General features: G+C 67.7%; 19 protein-coding genes. 8 read left to right on the top strand and 11 right to left on the bottom strand.

Annotated elements, in window-relative coordinates:
• The 4 genes from IB257_RS12300 to rsmD form a co-directional block, all read right to left on the bottom strand.
• Entirely contained in the window at positions 1–1,224 is a 1,224-nt protein-coding gene (locus IB257_RS12300; protein ID WP_175161370.1) for a benzoate/H(+) symporter BenE family transporter, read from the bottom strand.
• Positions 1,221–1,472 (bottom strand): YfhL family 4Fe-4S dicluster ferredoxin, encoded by a 252-nt coding sequence (locus IB257_RS12305; protein ID WP_042795127.1) that lies wholly within the window; start codon positions 1,470–1,472, stop codon positions 1,221–1,223. Before IB257_RS12305 ends, IB257_RS12300 begins: the two co-directional genes overlap by 4 nt.
• A gap of 125 nt (positions 1,473–1,597) precedes the next feature.
• The gene (gene coaD / locus IB257_RS12310) at positions 1,598–2,101 is read right to left on the bottom strand and encodes a pantetheine-phosphate adenylyltransferase (protein WP_013396175.1); all 504 of its coding nucleotides are present in this window, start codon (positions 2,099–2,101) and stop codon (positions 1,598–1,600) included.
• A gap of 58 nt (positions 2,102–2,159) precedes the next feature.
• Entirely contained in the window at positions 2,160–2,726 is a 567-nt protein-coding gene (gene rsmD / locus IB257_RS12315) for a 16S rRNA (guanine(966)-N(2))-methyltransferase RsmD (RefSeq protein WP_054451938.1), read from the bottom strand.
• A gap of 325 nt (positions 2,727–3,051) precedes the next feature.
• Here rsmD and ftsY point away from each other — a divergent pair, with 325 nt between their 5' ends.
• Positions 3,052–4,158: a signal recognition particle-docking protein FtsY gene (gene ftsY / locus IB257_RS12320; protein WP_370540104.1), complete on the top strand. Its 1,107-nt coding sequence runs from the start codon at positions 3,052–3,054 to the stop codon at positions 4,156–4,158.
• Positions 4,159–4,236: 78 nt separating this feature from the next.
• Here the strand turns inward: ftsY and IB257_RS12325 are convergent, their stop codons facing one another.
• The gene (locus tag IB257_RS12325; RefSeq protein WP_119449619.1) at positions 4,237–5,895 is read right to left on the bottom strand and encodes a CYTH and CHAD domain-containing protein; all 1,659 of its coding nucleotides are present in this window, start codon (positions 5,893–5,895) and stop codon (positions 4,237–4,239) included.
• A 340-nt stretch (positions 5,896–6,235) separates the two neighbouring features.
• Between IB257_RS12325 and IB257_RS31545 the strand changes: the two genes are divergently transcribed.
• A complete protein-coding gene (locus IB257_RS31545; protein ID WP_225588885.1) occupies positions 6,236–12,187 on the top strand; it encodes an autotransporter domain-containing protein in 5,952 nt (1,983 codons plus the stop codon).
• A gap of 72 nt (positions 12,188–12,259) precedes the next feature.
• Here IB257_RS31545 and phnE (IB257_RS12365) read toward each other — a convergent pair whose 3' ends face one another.
• From phnE (IB257_RS12365) to IB257_RS12390, 6 genes are all read right to left on the bottom strand, one after another.
• On the bottom strand, positions 12,260–13,084 hold the full coding sequence (gene phnE / locus IB257_RS12365; RefSeq protein WP_119449618.1) for a phosphonate ABC transporter, permease protein PhnE: 825 nt from the start codon (positions 13,082–13,084) through the stop codon (positions 12,260–12,262).
• A complete protein-coding gene (phnE, locus tag IB257_RS12370) occupies positions 13,081–13,965 on the bottom strand; it encodes a phosphonate ABC transporter, permease protein PhnE (protein ID WP_054451934.1) in 885 nt (294 codons plus the stop codon). Before phnE (IB257_RS12370) ends, phnE (IB257_RS12365) begins: the two co-directional genes overlap by 4 nt.
• The gene (phnC, locus tag IB257_RS12375; RefSeq protein WP_054451933.1) at positions 13,962–14,732 is read right to left on the bottom strand and encodes a phosphonate ABC transporter ATP-binding protein; all 771 of its coding nucleotides are present in this window, start codon (positions 14,730–14,732) and stop codon (positions 13,962–13,964) included. The genes phnE (IB257_RS12370) and phnC overlap by 4 nt, the downstream gene beginning before the upstream one ends.
• A 6-nt stretch (positions 14,733–14,738) precedes the next feature.
• Positions 14,739–15,737 carry a phosphate/phosphite/phosphonate ABC transporter substrate-binding protein gene (phnD, locus tag IB257_RS12380; protein WP_054451932.1) on the bottom strand — a complete coding sequence of 333 codons (999 nt, stop codon included), beginning with the start codon at positions 15,735–15,737 and terminating at the stop codon, positions 14,739–14,741.
• A 165-nt stretch (positions 15,738–15,902) separates the two neighbouring features.
• On the bottom strand, positions 15,903–16,721 hold the full coding sequence (locus tag IB257_RS12385; RefSeq protein WP_054451931.1) for an IclR family transcriptional regulator: 819 nt from the start codon (positions 16,719–16,721) through the stop codon (positions 15,903–15,905).
• A 12-nt stretch (positions 16,722–16,733) separates the two neighbouring features.
• The gene (locus IB257_RS12390; protein ID WP_054451930.1) at positions 16,734–17,549 is read right to left on the bottom strand and encodes an HAD-IIB family hydrolase; all 816 of its coding nucleotides are present in this window, start codon (positions 17,547–17,549) and stop codon (positions 16,734–16,736) included.
• A gap of 151 nt (positions 17,550–17,700) precedes the next feature.
• Between IB257_RS12390 and ribBA the strand changes: the two genes are divergently transcribed.
• The 6 genes from ribBA (at position 17,701) to IB257_RS12420 (ending at position 22,199) form a co-directional block, all read left to right on the top strand.
• Positions 17,701–18,876: a bifunctional 3,4-dihydroxy-2-butanone-4-phosphate synthase/GTP cyclohydrolase II gene (gene ribBA, locus IB257_RS12395; RefSeq protein ID WP_054451929.1), complete on the top strand. Its 1,176-nt coding sequence runs from the start codon at positions 17,701–17,703 to the stop codon at positions 18,874–18,876.
• Between the two features lie 10 nt (positions 18,877–18,886).
• A complete protein-coding gene (gene ribH / locus IB257_RS12400; protein WP_006391339.1) occupies positions 18,887–19,417 on the top strand; it encodes a 6,7-dimethyl-8-ribityllumazine synthase in 531 nt (176 codons plus the stop codon).
• Positions 19,386–19,880 carry a transcription antitermination factor NusB gene (nusB, locus tag IB257_RS12405; protein ID WP_054451928.1) on the top strand — a complete coding sequence of 165 codons (495 nt, stop codon included), beginning with the start codon at positions 19,386–19,388 and terminating at the stop codon, positions 19,878–19,880. Before ribH ends, nusB begins: the two co-directional genes overlap by 32 nt.
• A 227-nt stretch (positions 19,881–20,107) precedes the next feature.
• Complete coding sequence (thiL, locus tag IB257_RS12410; RefSeq protein WP_175212593.1) at positions 20,108–21,073, top strand: thiamine-phosphate kinase; 966 nt, start codon at positions 20,108–20,110, stop codon at positions 21,071–21,073.
• Positions 21,074–21,129: 56 nt separating this feature from the next.
• Entirely contained in the window at positions 21,130–21,636 is a 507-nt protein-coding gene (locus IB257_RS12415) for a phosphatidylglycerophosphatase A (RefSeq protein WP_054452311.1), read from the top strand.
• Positions 21,633–22,199 (top strand): CinA family protein, encoded by a 567-nt coding sequence (locus IB257_RS12420; protein WP_054451926.1) that lies wholly within the window; start codon positions 21,633–21,635, stop codon positions 22,197–22,199. Before IB257_RS12415 ends, IB257_RS12420 begins: the two co-directional genes overlap by 4 nt.
• The last annotated feature ends 2 nt before the right edge of the window (positions 22,200–22,201 follow it).

A 22,201-nucleotide genomic window follows, 5' to 3' on the forward strand; every position in this document is an offset into this window, starting at 1 on the left:
TCAAGCCTGAGCGCCAGAGCGCTTGAATTCGAAAGCCGCGTGGGCCAGCAGGCCTGCCAGAAGGCCCCAGAAGGCCGATCCGATACCCCAGAAACTGAAGCCAGATGCCGTGGCCAGCAGCGTGATGAGCGCGGCTTCGCGGCGTTGCGGGTTGGCCATGGCCGCGGCCATGCCGCCCATGATGGTGCCCAGCAGCGCCAGCCCGGCCAGCGCGGCCAGCAGGGCGGCGGGCAAGGCCTGGAAGAACACGGCCACGGCGCCGGCTACGACGCTCAGCACGACGTAGCCCAGGCCGTAGGTGGCCGCGGCGATGTAGCGCTTGGACGGGTCCGGATGCGCTTCGGGACCGGTGCAGATGGCCGCGCTGATGGCGCCCATCGTGACGCTGTGCGCGCCGAAGGGCGCGGCCAGCAGGCCCAGCAGGCCGGTGGCCGCCACCAGGCGCGAGGCGGGCGGCTGGTAGCCCGCCGCTTGCAGGATGGCCAGGCCGGGAAGGTTCTGCGAGGCCATCGCGACCACGAAAAGCGGAATGCCCAGGCTGACCGCGGCCTGCGCGCTGAAGGCGGGCGTGGTCCAGACGAATTCGGTGAGGCGCCAGTCCAGCAGGTCCAGCTGGATCAGGTTCAGGCCGAAGGCGATGGCGATGGCCACCAGCATGACGACCAGCACCGCGTAGCGCGGCGCCCAGCGCCGGCACAGCAGATAGGCGACGCACATCGCCAGCACCAGCGCGGGCTGCTGCTTGATGTTGCTGAAGACGCCCATGCCGAAGTTGAGCAGCACGCCCGCCAGCATGGCCGCGGCGATTTCGCCGGGGATGCGGCGCAGGATGGGATCGATCCAGCCGAACAGGCCGCAGGCCAACGTCAGCGCGGCGGCCAGGATGAAGGCGCCGATTGCCTCATTGAAGGGAACGCCGGCCAGCGCGGTGACCAGCAGCGCCGCGCCAGGCGTGGACCAGGCCATGACGATGGGCAGGCCCGTGCGCAGGCTGTACAAGGCGCCGCCCAGGCCGAACGCCAGGCTGAGCGAGCCGATCCAGGAGCCGATGTGCGCCGAATCCAGGCCCGCGGTATGGCCTGCCTGCACCATCAGCACGGCGGTGCCGCCGAAGCTGACCAGCACGGCGACGAGGCCGGCGGCGATGGCCGATGCGGACAGGTCGCGGCGGGCGTGGTGGCGGGAAGGAGGGAGGTTGATGCTGGACTGCGCGGCGTCGCTCATGCGGCACCGGTCAGGCGACGGTATTTGGCCATGAGCTGTTCCTGGCCTTCATTCCATTGCGGGTGCAGCTCGATGCACTCCACGGGGCACACGACCTTGCATTGCGGCTCGTCGTGATGGCCCACGCATTCGGTGCACCGGTCAGGGTCGATGACGTAATAGTCCTCGCCCATGGAGATTGCTTCGTTCGGGCACTGGGGCTCGCAAACGTCGCAATTGATGCATTCTTCGGTGATGGTCAGGGCCATGGCGGGCTGCGGTATGGGGCGGGTAGGGCTAAGCGCATTGTACCGCCGCCGCACGCCCGGGCCGCGCAGCGCAAGAAGGGCGCTTTGCGCGCCCTTCGAGGGTGGAGCAATACCTGCGGCGGGGCTCAGCCCGGCCAGGACTGTTCGCGGCGTTCCTTGGCTTTTTCCTGGAGCCAGCGCTCGACGGACGGGAACACGAACTTGCTCACGTCGCCGCCCAACTGCGCGATCTCGCGCACGATGGTGCCGGAGATGAATTGGTACTGGTCCGAGGGCGTCATGAAGAGCGTTTCGACGTCGGGCAGCAGATGGCGGTTCATGCCGGCCATCTGGAATTCGTACTCGAAGTCGGACACGGCGCGCAGGCCGCGCACGATCACGCGCCCGCCCTGGTCGCGCACAAAGTCCTTGAGCAGGCCGCCGAAGCTTTGCACTTCCACGTTGGGATAGTGTCCCAGCACTTCGCGCGCGATTTCCACGCGCTCGTCGATGCTGAAGAAGGGCTTCTTGTTGCGGCTAATGGCGATCCCGACCACGACTTTGTCGAAAAGCGTGGCGGCACGGCGGACCAGATCCTCGTGGCCTCTGGTCAGCGGGTCGAAAGTGCCGGGATATACAGCGGTGATCATACGAGCTCCGTACCGTTATTTGTGGTTTACACCATCCTCCGAAGCTCGGATTATTGACCTATTTGCGCAATGCAGCAAATTCCAGCAGGTGGTAGTGGACCGCGCCTGCCTTGTCCTGCCGCAAGATCGTGAATCCCTCGGGGGCTTCGATGGGGCTTTCCGCCTCTACGTAGACTAGCCCATGCTCGGTCAGAATGCCTGGCAGAATCGGCCACAGGCGCGGCAGCCAGCCCTGGCCGAAAGGCGGATCCAGCAGGATCAGGTCAAATCGGGACGCATCCATGCGCTCGGCGACCTGCATGGCGTCGCCCACGTGGATGCGTATCATGTCGGCTTTGAGCTTGTCGCGCAGTGTCCGCAGCGCGGACGCGGCGGTCTTGTCCCGCTCGACCATCTGTACATGCGCCACGCCGCGCGAGGCCGCCTCGAAGCCCAAGGCGCCGCTGCCGGCGAATAGATCCAGCACCTGCTTGTCGGCGAACTCGCCGCCCCACAGGTGATTGAGCCAGTTGAACAGCGTCTCGCGCACCCGGTCGGGCGTGGGGCGCAGCGTCTCCACGTCGGGCACGGCAATGGGGGTGCGTCTGTATTGGCCCCCGACGATACGAATATACTTGTTACCCATGTTTAGCCGCTTCTTCAAGAAAAAATCCCCTCCGCCCGCCGCGCCGGTTCAACCCGCGCCGCCGCCGGAGGCTGCAGACGCCGTAGCCGCGCCTGCCGAGCCCGCCGCCGTCCCGGTCACTCCCGCGCCGCCGGCGCCTGTGGCCGCCGAACCGCGCCGCGAACCGAGCATTGACCCGGGCGTCGCCGCACCGGCGGCACCGCCCGTTGTGGCGCCTGTTGCTGCGCCGCATGAGGCGCCGGCCGTGACGCCCGCGCCGGTTGCGCCGACACCCGCTACGGTATCGGCGCCAGCGCCTGTTCCGGTGCCAGCGCCGGCCCCGGCATTGGCCCCCGCTCCTGTCGCGGCGCCCGCGCCGGTGGTGGCAACGCAAGCTCCGATCGCCGCTCCCGCGCCGGTTGCCGCTCCCGCGCCGGTTGCCGCTCCCGCGCCGGTTGCCGCTCCCGCGCCGGTTGCGGCTCCGGTGGCTGCGGCTGCGGCGCCAGCCCCAGCCCCCGAGCCCGCCGCTGAAGCCCCCAAGAAGGCTTCCTGGCTGTCCCGCTTGAAGCAAGGCCTGTCGCGTACGGGCCAGAGCATCGGCGGGATCTTCATCGGCGTGAAGGTCGACGAGAACCTGTTCGAGGAACTCGAATCGGCGCTCATTATGGCCGATGCGGGCCTGGAGGCCACGGAAAAGCTCCTGACGGCGCTGCGCGCGCGGGTCAAGAAGGAACGCATCGAGGACCCCGCCAAGGTCAAGGCGGCCTTGCGCCAACTGCTGGCCGACCACCTGCGCCCGCTGGAGCGCGCCTTCGACCTGAAGCGCACGCAACCCCTGGTCGTCATGATCGCCGGCGTCAACGGCGCCGGCAAGACCACTTCCATCGGCAAGCTGGCCCACACCTTCCAACGTCAGGGCGCCAGCGTGCTGCTGGCCGCGGGCGACACGTTCCGCGCCGCCGCGCGCGAGCAGCTCATCGAATGGGGCAGCCGCAACAACGTGACGGTGATCTCGCAGGACGGCGGCGATCCGGCGGCTGTGGCGTTCGATGCGGTCAACGCCGGCCGCGCGCGCGGCATGGGCGTGGTGATGGTGGATACCGCGGGCCGCCTGCCCACGCAGCTGCACCTGATGGAAGAGCTGAAGAAGATCCGCCGCGTCATCGGCAAGGCGGACGCCGCCGCGCCGCACGAAGTGCTGCTGGTGGTGGACGGCAATACCGGCCAGAACGCCCTGGCGCAGATCCGCGCCTTCGATGCCGCCATCAATCTGACCGGCCTGGTCGTGACCAAGCTGGACGGCACCGCCAAGGGCGGCACGCTGGCAGCCGTGGCCGCGGGCAGCCAGGGCGTGCGCCCGATCCCGGTGTACTGGATCGGCGTGGGCGAAAGCCTGGAAGACCTGCAGCCTTTCGTGGCCGACGAGTTCGCCGGGGCTTTGCTGGCGGATTGAGGTCCGTGGGTCCGGCGCGCATGCGCCGGAAAAAACAAAGGGACGGCGCATGCCGTCCCTTTTGCATTCAAGCCCGCGTCACTTCCAGAATGGCTTGCTGGCGGCCAGATCGTCGAACGCTTGCTGCGCGTCGTCCGCCAGTTCTTCCAGGCGCGCGCTGATCCAGCCCAGGGCGAACCAGGCTTGCGGATGGGTGGCGGTACACGACTCGTAGTAGTCCTTGGCCACTGCCAGGTCGTTGATTTCGCCCAGCACGTCCTGCACGCGCGACAGCAGCTTGCGATAGCCGCGCAGTTTGCCCGCGGGCAGCAGCGACTCGGCGAATGCCAGGCTGTACCGCAGCCGTTTGCCGCGCTTGCGCAGTTCGTGGCGCGTGGGAATGTCGAGCGTCGCGAATTGCGTGCCCTGGTCGGCCACCTTGCTGTGCCAGCGGTGCAGGCGCCGCGCAAGCTGCTTGTGCAGGCGCTGCGGATCGGGTTCGGGCGCCAGCATCGGAATGATGGTGGGCTTGACGCTGGGCGCCGCCACGCCGCCTTCCAGCCGGATGGCGGGCTCGGGCGCGGCGTCGCTGGGGGTGCCGTTGGCTATCGTCTGGCCTTCCGCGGACGGCAGGGCCGGCGGCACGTCCAGGCTCCATTCCAGCAGCTCCAGCATCCAGGCCTGGAAGGCCTTGCCGCCGGCGATGCTGCGCGCGTCCTGTTCCGGGGGCGCGGCTTCCATAGGGATGACCGGCATGCCTGCGCGCATCAGCGCGGGCGCCACGGTTTCGTTCAGCACGTCCTGGTCGCGGTTGGCGCCGAAGGCGGCGAAGTGCGTGCGCACGCCTTGCAGCAGAGTGTCTGGAATCGGCGCGATCCAGCCGTCGAACAGCTTCCAGGCCGAACGCAGCCGGCGCACGCCCACGCGCAGCTGATGCACGTGTTCGGAGTTGCCGGCGCGGTAGACGCCCTCGGTGTCGACCTCGGCCAGCACCGAGGCGTTGCGCGCGATCTGGTCCAGGCATTCCGCCGCGATGCGCGCCATGGCCTGGGGCGCCGTCATGTCTTCGCGCAGCTTGACCGATGCGGCGCCGCGCGGCGCCCAGAACTGGGCGATGGCTTGGGCGCGGCGGGCTTCGAGGTCATCGCCCGGAATGGCGTCTGCATCTGCCAGGCGCTGAGCCAACTGGGCCAGCGCATCGCCGCGTTCGGACTTGCTGCGCGGGTCCAGCACCAGGCTGTGGCGCTGCTGCCAGCCGCGAGCCGCCGCGAAGATAGCGGCGGGGCGGCCCGACACCAGTTCGAATTCCAGTTCGGAGATGGGCAGCTCCAGCGCGCCGGCGCGCAGAATGCCGGTGTCATAGGCCAGTTCCACCGTGCCGTAGCGCGTGCGGACCTTGCGCAGGAGCCGCTGCACATCGGTTTCATAACGCAGGCCCAGTTCGCCCTTGATGGCTGCCAGCGCGGCTTCGACCTCGGTGCCGGCATACACCGACAGGTCCAGCACCGGGCCCGGCCGCGGGTGATTGAGTTCGATGCGCGTGATGGCATTGATGCCAGGCATCTTCAGCGTCTGCACCCAGTCGCGGCCTTCCTGGCGCAGCCGGATGGCGATGCGCGCCCGCGCAAGTTCGCGTTCCGGCGTATCGAAATACATGGCGTGCAGGCGGATGCGGGTCGCCTCGCGCTGCTTGACCTCTCGGAGCACCGCCTGGCGCGAGGCCGCAGGCACGTGCAGTTTCAATTCCTGTTCCGACATGGCGGCGGGCGTCCAACGGCAAAAGCCGAGATCTTAATCAAACGGGGCGGGCGATTTGATGACCGGTCATATTTATTTCACATGGAGCATAAACGTGTTTGCGGCGCATCAACAACCGGAGTGCAGGGCGCGGATCCTTGGTCCAGGCAGAGGACTGGTGCAATAGCGACCGTTTGTGCTGGAGCACTCGTGACCCCTGAAATTACCCAGTTTCAGTGATATGCATGGTTACGAATCGCTTTTCTAATTGTAATCGGCGGGTTACGCGGCCCGCGCCATCCGATTCCACACGCGTCCGCCTGGTGCCAACCCGAGCGGGCCACGATTACAGAAGAGCGCCATGAACCGTACGTATCGCATTGTCTTTAACCGCAGCGCGGGCTTGTGGCAGGTTGTAAGCGAGCACGTGCGAGGGCAAGGCAAGGGCGGCCGCCATGCAAGCAGATCCGCGCGCAGACGCCTGCCCTTGATGGCGATGCTGCTGGCGGCCCTGGGCGCGGCCGGCCAAGCGCAGGCGGGGCCGATGGTCACCCTTACCGGCGATGCTACTTTCGCACCCTACTCAGGTCCAAATTTGGTGGCCTTCACCCCGCTATATGTGGGCATATCCGGTGTAGGAACATTGACCGTCGCCGACGGCGGCCAGGTGACGATAGCGCCGGGCTACACGGTGATTCTGGCCGACTCGGCCTCGGCTGATGGGACGATCAACATCGGCGCGGCTCCCGGCGCTGCACCCGTGGGCGCTGGCTTCCTGGCGACATCGCTACTCCAGTTCGGCGCGGGCACGGGTACGCTGAACTTCAACACCAACAACTTCCACGACTTCGGCGCGGCGCTGGTCAGCAGGGATGCAGGCACGCATCAGCTCAATCACTATGCGGGCTCCACGCGGCTGGTCGGCGACAGTTCAGGCTTCGTCGGCAAGACCACCGTCACGGGTGGGAGCCTGCAGATTCTCAACATTCTGGGCACCACCGAAGGACGTATCGATGCCGGGCAAGCTCCCGGCGCCACGGCCCGGGTCAGCGTGTTCAGCCCCGGCTCGACCTGGGCGCTGACGGACAACCTTTTTGTCGGCGGCGCCGGACCCGGAGAGCTGAGCATCTTCAGTAGCGGCACGGTCTCGAACCAGTTTGCGACGGTGGATGCCCGGCAGAACGACGCGGCGAAAGTGACGGTTTCCGATGTCGGGTCGCTCTGGAGCAATCGCGCGGTGCTGCTGGTTGGTTCGGAAGGCGGGAGGGGCAGCGTGTCGATCCTGGCGGGGGGATATGCGACCAGCGTCGATGGCGTTGTCGGGCGCATCCAGAACGGCAATGGCGCCTTCCTGGTGTCGGGGCGCGGTTCAACCTGGATCAATAACGGCGAGCTCAGGGTGGGCGATGTGTCCGGTCAGGGCACACTGACCATCGAATCGGGGGGCTTCGTCTCGAACAAAGACAGCTATGTGGGCAGCATGAGCGGTAGCGGCAACGTTGTTGTCCGCGGCGCCGGCTCCATCTGGGACAACAGCGGCGCGATGACCCTGGGATTTGGCGTGGGAACGGGGGCGGGCAGCCTGACGATCGCGCAAGGCGGCACAGTGAGCGTTGGCGCGAGCGGCGGAGGGGCCGTGTCCCTGGCGCAGGACCGGTTTCTTTTCTTTCCCACCACCGGCACGATCAATATCGGCGCGGCGGCTGGGCAGCCGGCCGTAGGCGCCGGCACGCTCAACGCCAGCGCAATCCAGTTCGGCGCCGGCATTGCCACCGTGAACTTCAACCATACCGAGTCCGCCTACACGTTTTCGACGCCGCTGTTGAGCACAGGCGCCGGTTCACATAGTCTGAACCAGATCGCCGGCACCACCTTGCTGACGGGCGCGAATAGCGCATTCAAGGGCAGGACCACGGTGTCGGGCGGCAAGCTGGTGGTGCTGGGCCAGCTGGGAGGTTCGGCCGCCGTTACAGGCGGGGTCTTGCAGTACGGAGACGGCGCCACGGGCGAGGCCAACACCCTGAGCGGCAACCTGAATGTCTCAGGCACCGGCAGCACACTGGCGGTGCATCGGGGCGCCACGCTGGCGGTCACGGGCGACATGGAAATGGCCGATGGCACCGTGCTGGACTTGATGGCCGGCACGGGCAGCCCGCTGTTGCAGGCAAACAAGGTCACGCTGGGCGATGGCGTGGTGTTCAGGCTGAGCGGCATCGGCGACAAGAACGCGCTCGATACCGTGTTGATCGAGGCGCCCACAGGCGGCATCGACGGTGATTTCGGCGCCGTCAACGTGGGCGGCTTTACCGGAGAGGTCGACTATCTCACCGTCAACACACGCAAGTCCGCGGACAACAAGCAGTACCTCGCCACCTACGGCCTGAGCTGGACCGCCAACAACAACCTGGCCCATGGCACTTTCACGCTGGCCGATGCGTCGAACTGGTTCACGCTGGGAGTGCCGCTTTCCGACCAGGCAGCCAATGCCGCCGCCGGTTGGGACGGCAAGAGCTTGACCAAGGCCGGCGCCGGAACGCTGGTGCTGCAAGGCGCCAACACGTACAGCGGCGGCACGGCCATCCTGGGCGGCACGTTGCAGGTCGATAGCGATGCCAACCTGGGCGCAGCTGTCGGAGGCCTGCATTTTGGCGACGGCACGTTGGCGACCACCGCAAGCTTCGACACCGCGCGCGCCGTCACGCTGGCGCAGAGCGGACGTTTCGACGTGGCGGCAGACACCACGCTGGGCCTGACCGGCGCGGTGTCGGGTGCGGGAGCTCTCGTCAAGAGCGGCGCGGGCACGATGGTCTTGAGCGGCAGCAATAGCCACGGCGGGGGTACGACGATCGACAGCGGCACGCTGCAGATCGACCGCGATGCCAACCTGGGGGCCGCGGCCGGCGGCCTGGCCTTCGACGACGGCACGCTTGCGGTGACGACCACCTTCGACATCGCGCGCGGGGTCGCCCTGGCGCAGTCGGGGCGATTCGATGTGGCCGCGGGCGCCACGCTGGGCCTGACCGGCGCGGTCTCGGGCGCGGGCGCGCTGGCCAAGAGCGGCGGCGGCACGCTGGTCTTGAGCGGCAACAACAGCTATGGCGGCGGCACGCAGATTTCGGGCGGCCGCTTGCAGGTGTCGAGCGATGCGAATCTCGGCGCCGCGTCCGGCGGCCTGAGTTTGAACGGCGGCGCCTTGGCGACCATGGGCAGCTTCGATACCGCGCGGGCGGTCGCACTGACGCAGGCAAGCAGTTTTGACGTGGCCGCCGGCACGACGCTGGGGTTGCTCGGCGCCGTCACGGGCAGCGGCGATCTGTTCATGTCCGGCGCCGGCACGCTGCGTCTGGACAACGGGGCCAACGCCTACGGCAATACCTGGGTGCGCGCTGGCACCCTGGTCGGCCATGCCGGTTCGATCTCGGGCAACGTCGACATCAACAGCATCGGCAGGCTGGTGTTCGAGCAGACCGCCGATGCGCGCTTTGCCGGCGCCATCTCGGGCGACGGCGCGCTCGTAAAGAAGGGCGCGGGCACGCTGAGCCTGGCTGGCAACAGTTCCTCCTACTTCGGCAAGACCACGGTGTCCGGCGGAAGGCTCGTGGTGCAAGGTTCGCTGGGCGGCTCGGCCGAAGTCACGGGCGGCGTCCTGCAATATGGCGACGGCGTAGCCGGCGCAGCCAATAGTCTGACAGGGGACTTGAACGTCGGCGCAGCGGGCAGCGCCTTGTCGGTGCAGGGGCCGGCGTCGCTGGCGGTGGCGGGCAATGTCAATCTGGCGGATGGCACAGCCCTGGATATCGCAGCCGGCGCGGGCGGCCCGTCCTTGCAGGCGGGCGGGCTGACGCTGGGCGAGGGCGTCGCCTTCGCCCTCAGCGGCATAGGCAGCGCCAGCCAGCTCGACAAGGTGCTGATCGACACCCGTGGCGGCATTCGCGGCGACTTCGGGTCGGTGCGCGTGGGCGGCTTCAGCGGCGCGGTGGATTACCTCACGGTCAACACGCGCAAGTCGGCCGATGGCCTGCAATACCTCGCCAGCTACGACCTGAGCTGGACCGCGGGCAACAATCTGGCGCATGGCACGTTCACGCTGAGCGATGCCGCCAACCGGTTCGTAGTCGGCGCGGATCTGGCAGACCAGGCGGCCAACGCCGCGACGGGCTGGAGCGGACGATCGCTGCTCAAGGCCGGCGCCGGCACGTTGGTCCTGAGCGGCAGCAACACCTATAGCGGCGGCACCACGATCGCCGGGGGCACGTTGCAGGTTGCAAGCGATGCGAACCTGGGCGCGGCTTCTGGCGGCGTGGCATTCGGTGGCGGCACACTGGCGGCATCGGCGTCCTTCGATACCGCGCGTGCCATGACGCTGACCCAGGCCGGGCGCTTCGAGGTGGCTGGCGGCGCAACGCTGGGGCTGGTCGGCACAGTCTTGGGCAACGCCGACCTGATCAAGACCGGAGCCGGCACGCTGCGACTGGACAACGCGGGCAACGCCTACGGCAATACCGTCATCCGGGAAGGCACGCTAATCGGCGATGTCGGGTCGATCCGGGGCAATGTCGACAACAATGGCTCCTTGGTGTTCGAACAAGGCGCGAACGCAACGTTCGGCGGCGCCATCTCCGGTGGCGGCGCGCTGGTCAAGAGCGGCGCGGGGACGCTGGCGCTGAGCGGCGACAGCTCGGGCTTTACCGGCAGCACCACGATTCAGGGCGGCCGGCTGGCCTTGAACGGCAAACTTGGCGGCGCGCTCAATATCGGCCAGGGCGGCGTGCTCGGAGGCCGCGGCACAGTGGGCTCGGGCGCTGGCTCGGTGGTGACCGTGGCGGCCGGCGGCACGCTGGCGCCAGGGAATTCCATCGGCACACTGACCGTCGACGGCGATCTCGTCATCGAGAGCGGCGCGCGCTACGCCGTGGAAACCAATCCGCAGGGCGCCGATGCCGACCTTATCCATGTCACGGGCAATGCCACGATCAATGGTGGCTCGGTCGCGCATATCGGTATCGGCGGCGACTACGGGCTGCGTTCCGTCTACACGATACTGGCGGCCGACGGCGCCTTGTCCGGCCGGTTCGATACGGTGACGTCCGACTATGCCTTCCTGACGCCGAAACTCGGCTACGACTACGGCGCGGGCCGAGTGTCGCTGGAATTGGCGCGCAACGGCACCGCGATGGCCACGGCCGCCGACACGCGCAACCAGCGCGCGGCGGCGGGCGCCATCGACAGCATCGGCATGGCGGCGGGCAATGGGCTTTACGACGCGTTCGCCGTGCTACCGGACGACAAGGGCTTGCTGCGTTCCAGCTTCGACCAGCTATCCGGCGAAATCCACGCGTCGGCCAAGACCGTGCTGCTCGAAGACAGCCGCTATGTGCGCGACGCCGCCAGCGAGCGCCTGCGCTCGGCCGCGGGCGCGGTCGGCGCGTCGGCGACGCCGGTGCTGGCGTCCGCAGGGGGCGGCGCCCGCCTGGCTCCGGCAACGGCGATGGGGCCCGCCAGCTGGATACAGGGCCTGGGTTCCTGGCGCCAGACCGACGGCGACGGCAATGCTGCCCAGGTCAAGAGCTCGACCGGCGGCTTTCTGCTGGGCGTGGATGCGCCGGTGTCCGATGCCTGGCGGCTGGGCCTGATGGCGGGCTACACCCGCACGGATTTCGACGTGCGCGATCGCGCGTCATCGGGCGACAGCGACAACTACCATCTCGGGGCCTACGGCGGCGGCCAGTGGGGCGCGGTGGGCCTGCGCGGCGGGCTGGCCTACAGCTGGCACGACATCGCGACTCGGCGCTCGGTATCCATGCCCGGCTACTCCGACAGCCTCAAGGCCAACTACGACGGCCGCACCGTTCAGGCGTTTGCCGACCTCAGCTATCGCATCGACACGCGCGTTGCTGCGCTGGAGCCGTTCGCCAACCTGGCCTACGTCAACCTCAAGACCGACGGCTACAGCGAGAGCGGCGGCGCAGCCGCCCTGCGTGCAAACAGCCAGACCACCGAGACCACGTACACGACACTGGGTTCGCGGCTCATGTCCAGCTTCGAACTGGGCGGCGCGCAAGCCACGGCTCGCGGATCGCTGGGCTGGCGCTACGCCTTCGGCGACTTGAAGCCCGCCGCCACCCAGGCTTTCGCGGCGGGCGATGCCTTTACCGTGGCCGGCGTGCCCATCGCGAAGAACAGCGCGGTGCTGGAAGCGGGGCTGGACGTGCAGGTGTCGCGCAAGGTGTCGTTCGATCTGTCCTACCAAGGACAGCTCGCCAGCGGGGCGCAAGATCACGGCGTCAGGGCAGGGGTGAGCGTGCGGTTCTGATTCATCAGCCCCCAAAAAAAACCGCCCGTTTCCGGGCGGAGCAAAGGAACGCTGTAGGGATCCGCGGACGCGTCAGAGGATGCGTTTGCGGACCTGGGTGATGATGATTTCGGCCACGACCACCACCGCGAAGATGGCAGCCAGCACCAGCGCCACGCGGTCCCACTGGAACAGGTTCAGAGCCGTGTCCAGTGCCATGCCGATGCCGCCGGCGCCCACCAGGCCAAGTACCGCCGATTCGCGCACGTTGATGTCCCAGCGCAGCAGCACGATGGACCAGAAGGCGGGGCGGATCTGCGGCCAGTAGGCGTACCAGATCACGGATGCCTTGCTGGCGCCGGTGGCGGTGACGGCCTCGATCGGGCCGCGCTGCGCTTCCTCGATGGCTTCGCCCACCAGCTTGCCGACGAAGCCGATGGAGCGGAACGCAATGGCCAGCGTGCCGGCCAGCGCGCCGGGCCCGAAGATGGCGATGAACAGCAGCGCCCACACCAGCGAATTGACCGAACGGCTGGACACCAGGATCAGCCTGGCCAGCATGTTGACGGTCTTGCTGGGCGTGAGGTTGTTGGCCGCCAGCAGGCCCACCGGCACCGCCATCACCACGGACAGGATGGTGCCCAGCGTGGCGATGTGCAGCGTTTCGATCAGCGCGCCGTGCACGCCTTCCGGGTAGTAGGCCCAGTCTATCGGCCACATGCGCTGGAACAGATCGGCCATCTGCTCGGGCGCGTCGTACAGGAACTCCGGAATGATCTCGACGCCGCGGATCGCCTGCACGATGGCCGCGACCACCAGCAGGTAGAGCGCGAAGCGCAGCAGGCGCTGGCCCATGCTGTAGCGTTGCCAGACGCGCGGCGAACCCGGTGGATTGAAGGTGGATGCGTGGGCGTTCATTCGTCCACCTCCGCACGGCGCTTGACCGGAGTTGCGCCGCTGCCGATGCCGCGCGCTCCCGCGAAGCGGCCTTGCAGGATGCGTTCGAATCCCAGGTTGTCCAGGAACACGGCGCGCACGAAGCCGGCCAGGATTTCACCCAGCATGATGATGGCGATCAGGGTCAGCAGGATGGCGCTGACGAAATCGTAGTCAAAGCGCTGGAACGCCGAGAACAGCGTGCCGCCCACGCCGCCCGCGCCCACGATCCCCACCATGGTGGAGTTGCGCAGGTTGGAGTCGAACTGGTAGGTGGCAAAGCCGATGAAGCGGGCGAATACCTGCGGCAGCACGCCGAAGATGATGACGTTGGCGAACGAGGCGCCCGTGGCGCGCACGGCTTCCACCTGCTTTAACGAAATCTCTTCGATGGCCTCGGTGAACAGCTTGCCGATGAAGCCGACCGAGGCGACCGTCAGCGCCAGGATGCCGGCCAGCGCGCCAAAGCCCACGGCCTTGACGAACAGGATGGCGACGATGACGGGATGCAGCGCGCGGCACAGGGCCACGATGGCGCGGGCGGGCCACGATACCCAGGTGGGCATCATGTTGCGCGCGCCCAGCAAACCGATGGGCAGCGCGATGATGATGCCAAGCACCGAGGCCAGCACCGCGATCTCCAGGCTTTCCGCGATGCCCTTCCACAAGGTGGCGGGCTTTTCGAAGTTGGGCGGAAACATGCGCGCCAGAAACGTCGACGCGTGCCCCATGCCGGTTTCGAAGCGCGCCCAGCTGAAGTCCAGCTGCGCGCCGGCATACAGCGTGTAGGCCAGCAGCAGCAGCACGCCGGCCTTGGCGCGCCCGGACATGGCGAAGGGGCGGGCGCCCTTGGGTGGGATCATTCCAGCCAAGACTCGCCTCCGTAGATGGTCTTGAGCATGGCGGCGTCCAGCCCCTGGCCGTCGCCGTCATAGACCACGTGGCCGCCGGACATGCCGACGATGCGGGTGGCGTAGCGGCGGGCGAGTTCGACGTCGTGGATGTTGACGATGACGGGAATGCCCGTGGCGCTGCCCTGTTCGGACAGCAGTTCCATGATCTCGACGGAGGTCTTGGGGTCGAGCGAGGACGTGGGCTCGTCGGCCAGCAGCAGCTGCGGGCGCTGCATCAGCGCGCGGGCAATGCCCACGCGCTGGCGCTGGCCGCCCGACAGCGCATCGGCGCGCTGGTCGGCGAAACCCGCCAGGCCCACGGTGTCCAGCAGCTTGTAGGCGTGCTGGATGTCCTCGGGCTCGAAGCGGCGCATCCAGGCCTTCACGGCTGAGGTGTAGCCCAGCCGTCCGGTCAGGAGGTTTTCCATGACCGTCAGGCGTTCGACCAGGTTGTATTCCTGGAACACCATGCCGATGCGGCGGCGCGCGCGGCGCAGCGACGCGCCGCGCACGCGGGCCAGGTCCACGGACCCGTCCTTCGACTGCAGCACGATCTCGCCCTTGGTGGGTTCGATCAGCCGGTTGATGCAACGCAGTAGCGTGCTTTTACCGGTGCCCGAGGGGCCGATGATGGCTGTAAGCCCCTGTCCCGCGATCTGCAGGTCGATGCCGTTGAGTACCGGCCGGCCGGCCCGGTATTCCTTCACCAGGCCGGAAATGCGTAGCGACGTCGTCATACGGAATTACTTCTTGCTCTTGGCGGATTCGCGGTCGTAGGCAGCGCGGTTGAAACTCTCGCCGCCGGATTCGGCGACCTGGCGCACGATGGCCCAGTCCTTCTCGTAGGTCACCGGGTAGAAGCGGTCGGCGCCGTCGAAGGCCTTGGACATTTCCGCGGGGAAGCGGTAGTCGTAGAAGCACTTGAGCATCTGGTCGCGGAACTTGGGCTCCAGGTCATGCGCGTAGGCGAACGACGAGGTCGGGAATTTCTCGCTCTTGTAGATCACGCGGAAGTCGGCTTCCTTGACCTGGCCGCGCTCGACCATGCGCTTGAACACGTCCGAGGCCACGGCAGCGGCGTCGTAGTCGCCGGAGTTCACGCCCATGACGGACTGGTCGTGCTTGCCGGAGAAGATGACCTTGTAGTCCTTGTCGGGAGTCAGGCCTTCCTTGGGGAACAGCGCGACCGGCGCCATGTGGCCCGAGTTCGACGAGGGGGCGGTGTGCGCGAGCTTCTTGCCCTTCAGGTCGGTCAGCTTCTGGTAGGGGCTGTCCTTCTTGACGATGACGATCAGGTTGTAGCCCTGGAAGCCGTCGGCATAGCCCTTGACCGCGAACGGCACGGCGCCCGCGATGTTCACGGCGAAGGCGGTGGGGCCGGTCGAGAAGCCGCCCACGTGCAGGCGGCCCGAGCGCATGGCCTCGATTTCCGCGGCATTGCTCTGCACCTGATAGAACACCACGCGCTTGCCCGTGCATTCGGACAGGTGCTTGGTGAAGGGCTTGAAGATGTCTTCGTAGACCGCCGGGTCTTCCACCGGGGTGTAGGTGAACACCAGGGTGGACGGGGTCTTCAGCTTGGCCGGATCGGTGGGCGTGTCGGCCACCAGGTCCTTGTTGGCGTCGCAGTACATCTGGTCCAGGTCGCCGCGGTTGGTGCAGGCGTCGGCGGCTTGCGCGGCGGACGTGCCCAGGGCGAAGGCGGCCAGCGTGGCCGCTTGAAGCAGGCGCAGAGCTTGCATCTTGTGTCTCCTCTTTCTTTGTTTGTGTGACGTGTCACTTAATTCAACCTGAATTCAAACATGGAAGAGGAGGGGACGCACTCGGGAAAGTCCCTGTGTTTCTTTTCGGCTTTTGTTCGATTTGTTCGATTTATGTTCGTTTTTGCGCGAAATTCGCCGTTTGGCTCAGCTCCGGTAACCGAGCTTGCGCGAGATTTCCTGCGCGCAGGCCAGCAGCGGCCGGGCGATGGCGCCGTCCCAGGCCACATCGAACAGTCCCGTGGGGCCCAGGCTGGTCAGGGCCAGGGCGATATTGCCGGTGTTGTCGAAGACCGGCACCGACAGCGCGTCCACGCCTGGCAGCGGGTTGCCCAGGGCGCGCGCCATGCCGTGCACGCGGATGTCGGCCAGTTGCGCCTCGATGTTGGCGCGGGACGCCTTGCGCGGCGGTGGCATGCTGGCGATGACGGCCGTGTCGCCTTCCTCGCGCGCGATGTAGTGCTCGCTGACCTTGGGCGGCAGCCAGGCCGCGAACACCAGGCCGGTGGCCGTGTGCAGCATGGACATCACCGTGCCCTTGCGCATGTTCACGTGGACCGGGTAGCTGGCTTCGGTCATGTGGATCATGGTGGGGCCGTGCGAACCGAGCACGGCAATGCCCAGCGTGTGGCCGATTTCCGATTGCAGCTTGGCGATTTCCGGCATGGCGACGCGCACGGGGTCCAGGCGCTGCAGGCTGACCAGGCCCATCTGCAGAGCGAAGGGGCCCAGTTCGTACTGGCCGGTGATGGCGTCCTGCTGCACCAGGCCGACGCGGATGAAGCTGACCAGGTAGGGGTGCGCCTTGGCCGAGGTCATGCCGGCGCCCGCGGCCAGGTCGCGCAGGGTCAGGGGCTTGCCGGCGTCGACCAGGGCGGCCAGCAGCGGCACGCCCACCTCGATCGACTGGATGCTGCGGCGGCCGTCGTTGGCGGCCGGAGAGGAAGCGGAAGGGGATGTCGCCACGGTATGCGGACCTCAGGCCGGCTGTGCTTGGGGGGACCGCGCGGCCAGCAGCCGGTCGGCCATTTCTACGAAGCCCGCGCCGCCATGGTAGGCGGCGACGAAGGCGGGGCGGTGCGTCAGGCGGTGCAGCTGGGCCTGGATGTTGGCCACGCCGACCGAAATCGGGAAGTAGGCGAACATGGGTTCGTCGTTGGGCGAGTCGCCGATGAACAGGGTGCTGTCCAGGGCGCCGGCCACGTCCGCGCCGAACTCGCGCTGGAACATGGTGCGCGTCATGGTGAGTTTGTCGTAGTCGCCGAACCAGCCGTTGACGTGGATGGAACTGACCTTGGCCTGGGCGCCGGCTTCCTCGAAGATCTGGACAATCCGGGTGATCGCTGTATCGGGCAGGGCGGGCACGTCCTCGCAGAAATCGATGGCCAGGTCGGCCACGCGGTAGTCCTGGTCGCTGGCCACGGCGGCGCCGGGCACTTCGGCCAGGACGCGGTCGCGGATGGCGTCCAGCTTCCGGCGGCTGGCCTGGCGCGAGGCGGCGTCGGTCCAGTAGTGGGTGGTCATGCGGCGGGCCTGGCGGTCATAGGCGTAATAGAAGGCGCCGTTTTCGCCGACCACGGCGCGCACCGGCCACATGCGGGCGATGTGGTCGCACCAGCCGGCGGGACGGCCGGTAATGGGCACGACCTGGATGCCGGCCTGTTCCAGGCGCTCCAGCGCCGCATAGGCGTCCGCCGGCAGGCGGCCCTCGGTGGTCAGCGTGTCGTCGATGTCGGTCAGCACGACGCGGACGGCCGCCGCGACGGTCAAAGGCATGGCCGCAAGGGCTTGCATGTGGGGTTTCCTTGGCTCGGTTTTTTAGGGGTGGTCTCCGGGCGAAAGTTTACCGGACACCCCCGGCCGGCGGGGCTGGCAGGGCCGGATAGGGGTTCCGCCTCCAGGGGCGGTAAAATCCGGGCTTTCCCGCCTGGTTTACGTGCCCGCCATGTCCGTCCAGTTGTCCCCTTTGCCCGGCTCCGAGCCGGAATCCTTCGGCATCGCCTCTGTTGCCGAAATCATCGCCGAGCTGCGCGCCGGCCGCATCGTCATCCTGGTTGACGAAGAAGACCGTGAAAACGAGGGCGACCTGGTCATGGCCGCCGAATTCGTCACGCCCGAAGCCATCAACTTCATGGTGACGCACGGCCGCGGCCTGGTGTGCCTGACCTTGACCGAAGAGCGCTGCCGCCAACTGGACCTGCCCCTGATGGCGGCCCGCAACGGCACGCGCTACGGCACCAACTTCACCCAGTCGATCGAGGCAGCCGAAGGCGTCGAGACCGGCATCTCGGCCGCCGACCGCGCCCGCACCATCCAGGTGGCGGTGGCGCGCGACGCCAAGCCCGCGGACCTGGTCCAGCCCGGCCACATCTTCCCGGTGCGCGCCGTGCCCGGTGGCGTGCTGGTCCGTGCCGGCCACACCGAGGCGGGCTGCGACCTGACCGCCATGGCCGGCCTGACGCCCGCCGCCGTGATCTGTGAAATCCTCAAGCCGGACGGCACCATGGCCCGCCTGCCGGACCTGGTGCAGTTCGCCCGCGAACACGGTCTGAAGATCGGCACCATCGCCGACCTGATCCAGTACCGTAGCGAACACGAATCCATCGTCAAGCGCGTGGGCAAGCGCACCATGCAGACCGCCTGGGGCGAATTCGAGGCCGTGGCCTATGAAGACGCCGCCACCGGCTCCGCCCATTTGGCGCTGGTGCATGGTAACGTGACTCCCGACGCCGAGACGCTGGTGCGCGTGCACGAGCCGGCCTCCGTGCTGGACGTGCTGGACACCGGCGCCAGCCCGCACAGCTGGGGCGTGGCGCAGGCCTTGCAGGCCATCGCGGCCTCGCCCGCCGGCGTGCTGGTGCTGATGAACTGCCAGTCGTCCACGGAACACCTGTTTGGCCAGATCGCCGGTTGGAACGACTCCAAGGCCCAGGCCAACCCCGGCAACGCCGACCGCTACGGCCTGCGTACCTACGGGATTGGCGCCCAGATTCTGCGTGACCTGAACGTGGGCCAGATGAAGCTGCTGGCCCGGCCGCGCAAGATGCCCAGCATGGCGGGCTTCTCGCTCACCATTACGGGTTACGATTGCGACCCTCCGAATACTCCCGCAACACACTGAAGGCCGACCTATGAACCCTTACATCCTTACCCCCGACCTGAACGGCGAAGGGCTGCACATCGGCATCGTACGCGCCCGCTTCAATGAAGAAATCGGCCAGGCCGAACTCGAAGCGTGCCTGAAGGAACTGGCCGAACTGGGCGTGGACGAGCGCGACGTGATGGTCGCCACCGTTCCCGGCGCCCTGGAACTGGGCGTGGCCCTGTCCCATATGGCCGAAACGTTTGAATTCGACGCCCTGATCGCGCTGGGCGCGGTCATCCGCGGCGAGACCTATCACTTTGAAGTGGTCAGCAATGAAATGGCCACTGCAATCACCCGTATTTCCCTGGAAACCGGCATCCCCGTCGCCAACGGCGTGCTGACCGTCGACACCGACGAGCAGGCGCAGGCGCGCGCGGCCGGCAAGGGCCGCGATTGCGCCCAGGTGGCCGTTGAAATGGCCAACCTGGTGGCGGCCCTGGAACCCGAGGAAGAAGACGAAGACGACGAAGACGAGGACGAAGATTTTGACGACGAAGAAGACGACGACCAGCGCTGATAGCGCGGCGCAGGCCCGCGCCAACGCGCGCAGCGCGCGCCGCCGCGCACGCGAATTCGCCCTGCAGGGCGTGTACGCGTGGCTGCTGCGCGGCGGCGAAGGCACGCAGGACGCCGGCGAGATCGACGCCCATCTGCGCGACACCGAGGATTTTTCCGAGGCCGACGCGCAGTGGTTCAAGACCTTGCTGCATGGCGTGCTGCGCGAAGCGCCAGCGCTGCGTGAGCGTTTCACGCCCTACGTCGACCGTCCGCTGGCCGAACTGTCGCCTGTCGAGCATGGCATCCTGCTGATCGGCAGCTTCGAACTGATTCATCACGTCGAAGTGCCGTACAAGGTCGCCATCAATGAAGCCGTCGAACTGGCCAAGTCGTTCGGCGGCACCGACGGCTTCAAGTTCGTCAACGGCGTGCTCGACAAGCTGGCGGCCGACGTCCGCGCCCACGAAGTCAACAAGAGGTAGCTTCCTCTCCCCCCCGAAGCGCTGCGCGCTTCCCCCCCAGGGGGGCGCCGCTGCGGACCGGCAGAGCCGGATCCGCGCGGCCCGGATTTGGGGGGCACCTGTTTCTTGCCGCGTGAGGAGTGGGTTGGGGTTTCTTCCTGGTTGTGCGGGGCGCCGCATGATTTGTGGGGGCGGCAAGCCCCCGTAGGTTTCAATGCCGGCCTGCCGTGCCGGACTGCGGAGTTGCCTTGGCGTCCGAATTTGATCTGATCGCGCGCTATTTCACCCGCGCGGCCCCTGCCGGCCTGCTGGGCGTGGGCGATGATTGCGCCCTGTTCCCGGTCCCGCCCGGCGAACAGGTGGCCACCAGCACGGACCTGCTGCTGGAAGGCCGCCATTTCTTTCCCGATGTGGATCCGCAAGCGCTGGGGCATAAGGCCCTGGCGGTGAACCTTTCCGACCTTGCTGCAATGGGCGCACGCCCCATCGGCTGCGTGCTGGGCCTGGCCTTGCCGCGGCTGGACGAGCCCTGGCTTGCGGCTTTTGCCGCAGGCTTCCATGCGCTGGCTGCGGCTCACGGTTGCCCGCTGATCGGCGGCGATACGACGCGCAGCGCGCATGACCTTGCCATCAGCGTCACTGTGTTCGGCGCCGTGCCGGCCGGGCAGGCCTTGCGCCGCGATGGCGCCCGGGCTGGCGACGACATCTGGGTGTCCGGCGAGCTGGGGGCGGCCGACGTGGCCTACCGCCTGCTGGACGGGCAATACCCCTCTGACGCGGCGCTGCTGGCGGCGACGCGCGGCGCGCTGGAATGGCCGGAGCCTCAGGTCGCGCTGGGCCTGGCCTTGCGCGGCATCGCCCATGCCGCCATCGACATTTCCGACGGACTGCTGCAGGACCTGGGTCATATCCTGGCTGCCAGCAGCGTGGGCGCCATGCTGCATTACGCCGCGATGCCCGTGTCGCCCGCCCTGGCTGGCTTGCAAGAAGCGCCGCTGCGCCGCGCGGTGCTGGGCGGCGGCGACGTCTACCAGCTATGCTTCACCGCGCCCGCCTCCCGACGCGAGGCCGTGCTTGCGGCGGCGGCTGCGGCCGGCGCGCGCGTGACCCGCGTGGGGCAGATCCAGGCGCAGCCGGGCCTGTCCGTGCTGGACGGCCAGGGCCAGCCCCTGACCGAGCTGCCGGCCGGTTTCGATCACTTTCCCGCGGCCTGATCCGCCGCGTCCCAACCCGCATACCCATGCCGTCGACCGACAACCGTCCCACCTCCATGCGCGACCGAGCCCGGACCGCATACCCGCCGCTGTCCTGGGTCTGCCGCGATCCGGGCCGGCTCATCGCCTTTGGCTTTGGCAGCGGCCTGATCCGGCCGGCCTCCGGTACCTGGGGCACGCTGCTGGCCTGGGCGATCTGGGTCGCCGCCGCGCCCGCAGCCTCGGATTGGGCGATCGGTGCATTCCTGGCGCTGGCTTTTTTGTATGGCTGCTGGGCCTGCCATCGCGTCGGGCGTGAACTCCAGCAGTCGGATCATGTCGGAATGGTCTGGGACGAGATGGTGGCGTTCTGGCTGGTGCTCTGGCTGACGCCCGCGGGCTGGTTGCCGCAGGCGCTGGCGTTCGTGCTGTTCCGCACGTTCGACATCGTCAAGCCGCCTCCCATCAAGTTCTTTGACGCCCATATCAAAGGCGGTTTCGGCGTGATGTGGGACGATATCGTGGCGGCCGGATACGCCCTGCTGGTCATGGCGCTGGTCGTGCGCACAGGAGTCTTGGGATGAGCGGACAACAAGAAAGCACCCGGCCCAATCTGTCGGCCGAACAACTGGCGCAAGCCACTTCGCTGGCGCTGGTTGAACGGCTGGGCGAAACGCTGCGGCGCAAGGGCTGGATGCTGGGCACGGCCGAATCCTGCACCGGAGGCCTCCTGGCCGGCGCGATGACGGCGGTGGCCGGTTCCAGCGACTGGTTCGAGCGCGGCTTCGTGACCTACAGCAACGAGGCCAAGGTTGCTGAACTGGACGTATCGCCCGACGCCTTGCACCACTTCGGCGCCGTCAGCGAACCGGTGGCGCTGGAGATGGCCAACGGCGTGCTGCTGGCGTCTCCCGCCGCGCATGTGGCGGTGTCCACGACCGGCATCGCCGGGCCGGGCGGCGCGACGCCGGGCAAGCCGGTGGGCATGGTGTGCTTCGGCTTTGCGCAGCGTTCGGGCGAAGGCATCAGCAGTCGCGCCGTCACGCACGTGTTCCCCGGCGACCGTGCGCAGGTGCGCCAGGCGGCGGTGGACTACGCGCTGCGCGGGTTGCTGGAATTGTTGGGCGCGCCGGTCAACCGGCGCTGAGA

Origin of the sequence: Achromobacter sp. ACM03, from assembly GCF_014851665.1 — a bacterium.
Taxonomy (GTDB): domain Bacteria; phylum Pseudomonadota; class Gammaproteobacteria; order Burkholderiales; family Burkholderiaceae_B; genus Achromobacter; species Achromobacter aegrifaciens.